Here is a 5,489-nt window from a genome sequence, read left to right on the forward strand (position 1 = left end):
CCGCCGCGACCCGGCCCGGCGACCTGTTCGACTCCTGCGGCACCGCCGAGGCGCTCATCCGGGCCGTCCCTCCCCCGCTCGCGCCCGACGACGTCCGCCGGCTGGTCGCCGCCCAGGTGACCGTCGGCTGGCACGTCCTGCCCGGCCGCCAGGCCCTGCTCGGGTCCTCCAGGGCCGGGCTCGCCCTGCAGCGGTTCCTCGGTCTGCTCGGGGTCGGCGACGACCAGGCCCGCGACGAGCTCGACCGGGCCGCGGCGGGCATGCCGTCCGGCAGCGGCGGCCTGGTCGTGCGGGACATGTTCGGCGACCGGGCGACGCTCGAGGGGATCGGCGCCGATCCCAGCCCCGCGCTCGTGTGGCGGGCGGCGCTGGAGGCGGTGGCCGAGCGGGCGGCCGAGCTGCGCGGCCACATCGAGTCGGTCGCCGGGCCGAGCCGGCGGCTGGTGCTGGCCGGCGGCTGGGCGAAGAACCCGGCCGCCCGCTCGGTGAAGCGGGCGGTGCTCGGCCCGTTCGACTGGCCGCAGGTCACCCAGGCCGGCGCCCGCGGGGCCGCGCTCCTGGCCGGCGTCGCCGCCGGCCGCTACGGAGGGATCGACGAGCTGCCGGGGTCGGCCCGTGCCGCACCAGAGAGGAGCCTGCGGTGAGCGAACCCCTGCTGGAGGCGAGCGGCATCACGAAGAGCTTCGGCGGCGTCCGGGCGCTGCGGGGCGTCGACTTCGCCGTCCACCCGGGCGAGGTGGCGGCCCTCGTCGGCGACAACGGCGCCGGCAAGAGCACGCTGGTCAAGATCCTGTCGGGCACCCTCGCCCCCGACGGAGGCGCGGTCCGGTTCGAGGGCCGCCAGGTCACCATCTCGAACCCGGTCGCGGCCCGCGAGCTCGGTATCGAGACCGTCTACCAGGACCTGGCCCTGGCGCCCGAGCTCGACCCGGCGGCCAACCTGTTCCTCGGCCGCGAACTGGTCCGCCCCGGGCTGCTCGGCAGGCTCGGGTTCCTGGACAAGGCGGCCATGCGGCGCCGGACCAACAAGGCCTTCGCCGACCTCGGCGTCGGGCTCCAGGACACCGGGGCCATGGTGGCCAACCTGTCGGGTGGGCAGCGCCAGAGCGTCGCCGTCAGCCGGGCCGCCACCTGGGTCAGCAAGGTCGTGTTCATGGACGAGCCCACCGCCGCCCTCGGCGTTGTCCAGTCGGCGCATGTGCGCGACCTGATCCGGCGGGTGCGCGACTCGGGCATCGCGGTCGTGCTGATCAGCCACAACATGCCAGAGGTGATGGAGCTGGCCGACCGGATCGAGGTGCTCCGGCTCGGGGTCCGGGTGGCCCGCTACCGCGCCGCCGACACCACCATGGAGCAGGTCATCGCCGCCATGACCGGCGCCCTCGGCAGCGAGGACGGAGAGGTGGCCTAGATGCGCCGGATGGGTTTGGGGAACCCCGAGGGGGTGCCCCAATGAGCGAGACCCGGCAGGTGCCGCCGGCCGAGGTGCCGGACGAGGTGGTGCCGGAGCCGGCGGGCAACGGCCTGCGGGGCGTGCTCCGCCGCCGGCTGACCGAGACCACCACCTGGACGTTCCTGATCCTGCTCGGCATCGTGGCCGGCTTCGCCGCCCTGCGCTTCCAGCAGTTCGCCACGGTGTTCAACTTCCGCAACATCGCCGCCGACGCCTCGGGGCTGCTGATCATCGCCGTCGGCATGACCTTCGTGATCATCACCGCCGGGATCGACCTCTCGGTCGGGTCGGTGCTGGTCTTCTCCGGGGTGATCGCGGCCAAGGTGATGCTGGCCATCGGCGGCGGGGGCTGGGGCGCGATCGCGGTCGGGCTGGTCGCCGGGATCGTCGCCGGCACGGCCTGGGGCGTGGTCAACGGCGTGCTCATCACCAAGGCCAGGGTGCCGCCGCTGATCGTCACCTTGGGAACCCTCGGGATGGCGCTCGGGTCGGCCCTGCTGATCACCGGCGGGATCGACGTGCGCGGCGTCCCCCTCCAGCTGACCACCACCATCGGGATCGGGCAGCTTGCCGGCGTCCCCTACGTCGTCATCATCGCCGCCGTGGTGACCGCCGTCGGCGCCATCCTCCTTTCCATGACCCGCTTCGGGCGCTACACCTACGCGATCGGCTCCAACGCCGAGGCGGCCCGGCGCGCCGGCATCAACGTCGACCGGCATCTGATCAAGGTGTACGCACTGTCGGGGTTCCTGGCCGGCATGGCCGGGATGGTGTCGCTGGCCCGGTTCGCGACCACCACCATCGGCGGGCACTCGACCGACAACCTGGCCGCGATCGCCGCCGTCGTCCTCGGCGGCACCAGCCTGTTCGGCGGCATCGGAACGGTGCTGGGCACGGTCGTGGGGGTGTTCATCCCGGCCATCCTCCAGAACGGGTTCGTGATCCTCGGGGTGCAGCCGTTCTGGCAGCAGGTCGCGGTCGGAGCCGTCCTGATCATCGCCGTCTACATCGACCAGCTCAAACGCCGCGCCCAGGAGCGCGGCGAGAGGAGGTAGAGAAACCATGCGCAGAGGACGGCTCGTCGTACTCGTCACGATCGCGCTCGTGCTCGCGGCCTGCGGTGGGGACGACGAGGGAGGAGGCACCGGCGGCGGCGCCGAGCGGCAGTACAAGCTCACCCTGATCCAGGGGGTCAAGGGCGACCAGTTCTACGTCACCATGCAGTGTGGGGCCCAGGAGGCGGCCGCCGCCGCCGGCGCCACCCTCGAGGTCACCGCCCCGGACGAGTTCGACGCCTCGCTGCAGACCCCGGTGGTCAACGCCGTGGTGGCCAAGAAGCCCGACGCGATCCTGGTCGCCCCGACCGACACCCAGGCCATGATCCCGCCGCTCACCCAGGCCAAGGCGGCCGGGATCAAGCTGGTGTTCGTCGACACCACCACCGAGAACGGCGCCGAGCTGGCCGAGTCGGAGATCGCCTCCGACAACGAGGAGGGCGGCCGCGAGGCGGCACGCAGCCTGGCCGAGCTGACCGGCGGCAAGGGCTCGGTGGCGGTCATCAACGTCAAGCCCGGCATCTCCACCACCGACGCCCGGGCCAAGGGGTTCGAGGAGGAGATCAAGAAGACACCCGGCCTCAAGTACGTCGGGGTGGAGTACTCCAACGACAAGCCGGAGGTCGCCGCGGCCAAGACGACCGCCTTGCTGGCCGCCCACCCCGACCTGGTCGGCATCTTCGGGACCAACCTGTTCTCGGCCGAGGGGGCGGCGACCGGGCTGCGCAGCGCCGGCGCCACCGAGAAGGTCAAGATCGTCGGCTTCGACGCCGGCCCCAAGCAGGTGGAGGACCTGGAGCAGGGCATCGTCCAGGCCCTGATCGCCCAGAAGCCGGCCGACATCGGCAAGGCCGGCGTCGAGCAGGCGATCGCCGCCCTCAAGGGCGAGCCGACCCAGAAGAAGATCGGCACCGGCTTCGTGGTGGTCACCAAGGACAACATGAACGACCCGGACGTCCAGCCGTTCCTCTACAAGTCCAGCTGCTGAACCATCCCCGTCGCCCGACGCGCTGTCGGCCGGGGTCCGCGCTCCCGCTGGCGGGCCGGTCCCCGGTCGACAGCCGTAGCGTCCCGGCTGTTGGGCCAGACGGAATGGCGGGTAGCGGCCGGCGAACAAGATGGCGAACCAGGCCACGACCACCACCACCACCACCACCAGCGCCGCGATCCAGAGGAACAACAGCACGACGTAGTGGGGGATGGCCAGCAACCACTTCCCCAGGGGCAGCCAGCGGTTGAGGTCGCGCTGGGCGTCCGGGTAGGGGTAGTCGAGGTGGACCGACTGGTGCTCGTCGGTGGCCGGGTAGCGGTCGTCCATCAACGCCAGGTAGGCGCCCACCCGGTTGCCGAAGCGCTGCAGCTCCAGGTTCCAGTGGTTCGGGTGGCGTCATAGCTGGACTCCCAGCCTCCTCCTCCGGACACGGTCCCCAGCACGATCAGGATGGGGATGGCGACAACGATCCGGAAGCCGGTGGTCAGCCGATCCAGCGGCCGATCGGGGTAGTCCACCGTGAACCGGACCGGGTAGGCCTCCTGCTGCTGCATCGCCGTCTCCTTCTCGTGGGTTCCCGGGGGGTTCCACTCCTCACGCTCTCAGCCTCATGGCACCGCTACGACCACCTTCGCCCTGGCCCGGCCTGGCTCCAGATAGGCGATCGCCGCCGGGATGTCGGCGAACCGATAGCGCCGGTCGATCTGCGGGCGGACCGTGCCGGCCTCGATCAGCTCCGACAGCAGCTTCAGGTCCTTGGTGGTGACATGGGCCTGCACCTGGGCGACGTCCTTGCCGCCGCGCAGCGAGACCTCCAGCAGCCTGGCGACGCTGGTGAACCCGGTGACGGCGGCCTTGCCGCCCTCGGCAAGCGCCCGCCGGAGGTCGGGCACCGACCGGTTCCCGACCGTGTCCAGGATCAGGTCGTAGCGCCGCCCGTCCCCGACGACCTCGGTCGTGGTGTAGTCGACGACGTGATCGGCGCCGAGGGAGCGGACCAGGTCCAGGTTCCTGGTGCTGGTCACGCCGGTCACCTCGGCCCCGGAGGCCTTGGCGATCTGGACCGCGAAGGTCCCAACGCCGCCGGAAGCGCCATTGATCAGGACCCGCTGGGCGGGTTGGAGCTCTCCATGGCGGCCAAGGCCCTGGAGGGCGGTGACCGCCGCCATCGGAACCGCGGCCGCCTCCTCGAACGACAGGCTGGCCGGCTTCGACGACATGGCGTCCACCGGCACCGAGACATACTCGGCGAAGCCGCCGTAGCCGTGGTCCAGGAGATTGGCATAGACCTCGTCGCCGGGCTGGAACCCGGTGACGCCGCTGCCGACCGCCTCCACCTGCCCGGCGACATCGACGCCCAGGATCTGGTGTTTCGGCCGCAGCAGCCCCAGGGTGGCGCGGGAGAACAGGGGCTTGCCCCGCATGACATGCCAGTCGGCGGCGTTGACCGATGCTGCCAGGACCTTCACCAGGACCTCGTCGGCGTTCGGCGCCGGCTTGTCGATCTCGGCCATCCGAAGCGTCTCCGGCGGGCCGTACTTCTCATAGACGAACGCCTTCATGACTGACCCCTCCGATCCCTTGGGGCCGTCAAGCCTAGCCCGAATGGCCCTGGTCCGAGGGCGGGGGCCGGGCCCACCTGGGGACGCTGGAGATCCCTCTACCCCGCGCCGGGATGAGCACGCCCGAGGTTGGTTGGGCGTCGCGGTTTTGGCCGCTGGCAGAAGGGTAGGGCGTTAGAGGATCTCCGCAGGCAGCGTCGGGCTGGAGGGCAGTGGCGTGACCTTCGACGACCGCATCAAGCCGGCCGACGACGAGGGACGCTGACATGGCCGGCATCGAGCTGCGCAGCCCATCCTTCGGCGACCACCAGCCGTTCCCGGCTCGGCACGCCAAGGACCATGAGAACCTGTCGCCGGCCCTGGAGTGGTCAGGGGTGCCGGAGGAGACCGTGGAACTGGCCGTACTCTGCGAGGACCCCGACGCCCCT

General features: G+C 71.5%; 7 protein-coding genes. 5 read left to right on the forward strand and 2 right to left on the reverse strand.

The features are described from left to right. The 4 genes from VF468_04320 to VF468_04335 form a co-directional block, all read left to right on the forward strand. The coding region (locus VF468_04320) for an FGGY-family carbohydrate kinase (GenBank protein ID HEX5877539.1) at window positions 1–644 on the forward strand (644 nt) is incomplete at its 5' end. Further along, entirely contained in the window at window positions 641–1,411 is a 771-nt protein-coding gene (locus VF468_04325; GenBank protein ID HEX5877540.1) for an ATP-binding cassette domain-containing protein, read from the forward strand. The genes VF468_04320 and VF468_04325, both read left to right, overlap by 4 nt. Window positions 1,412–1,452: 41 nt before the next feature. Continuing rightward, entirely contained in the window at window positions 1,453–2,508 is a 1,056-nt protein-coding gene (locus VF468_04330; protein ID HEX5877541.1) for an ABC transporter permease, read from the forward strand. A gap of 7 nt (window positions 2,509–2,515) precedes the next feature. After that, the gene (locus VF468_04335) at window positions 2,516–3,496 is read left to right on the forward strand and encodes an ABC transporter substrate-binding protein (GenBank protein HEX5877542.1); all 981 of its coding nucleotides are present in this window, start codon (window positions 2,516–2,518) and stop codon (window positions 3,494–3,496) included. A gap of 329 nt (window positions 3,497–3,825) precedes the next feature. On the opposite strand, the gene VF468_04340 is transcribed toward VF468_04335, so the two are convergent. Continuing rightward, window positions 3,826–4,053 carry a hypothetical protein gene (locus VF468_04340; GenBank protein HEX5877543.1) on the reverse strand — a complete coding sequence of 76 codons (228 nt, stop codon included), beginning with the start codon at window positions 4,051–4,053 and terminating at the stop codon, window positions 3,826–3,828. Window positions 4,054–4,107: 54 nt separating this feature from the next. Continuing rightward, entirely contained in the window at window positions 4,108–5,061 is a 954-nt protein-coding gene (locus VF468_04345) for an NAD(P)-dependent alcohol dehydrogenase (GenBank protein ID HEX5877544.1), read from the reverse strand. 266 nt (window positions 5,062–5,327) lie between these two features. Between VF468_04345 and VF468_04350 the strand changes: the two genes are divergently transcribed. Continuing rightward, the coding region (locus VF468_04350; GenBank protein HEX5877545.1) for a YbhB/YbcL family Raf kinase inhibitor-like protein at window positions 5,328–5,489 on the forward strand (162 nt) is incomplete at its 3' end.

It is taken from the genome of Actinomycetota bacterium, assembly GCA_036280995.1.
In the GTDB taxonomy this organism is placed as follows: Bacteria; Actinomycetota; CALGFH01; order CALGFH01; family CALGFH01; genus CALGFH01.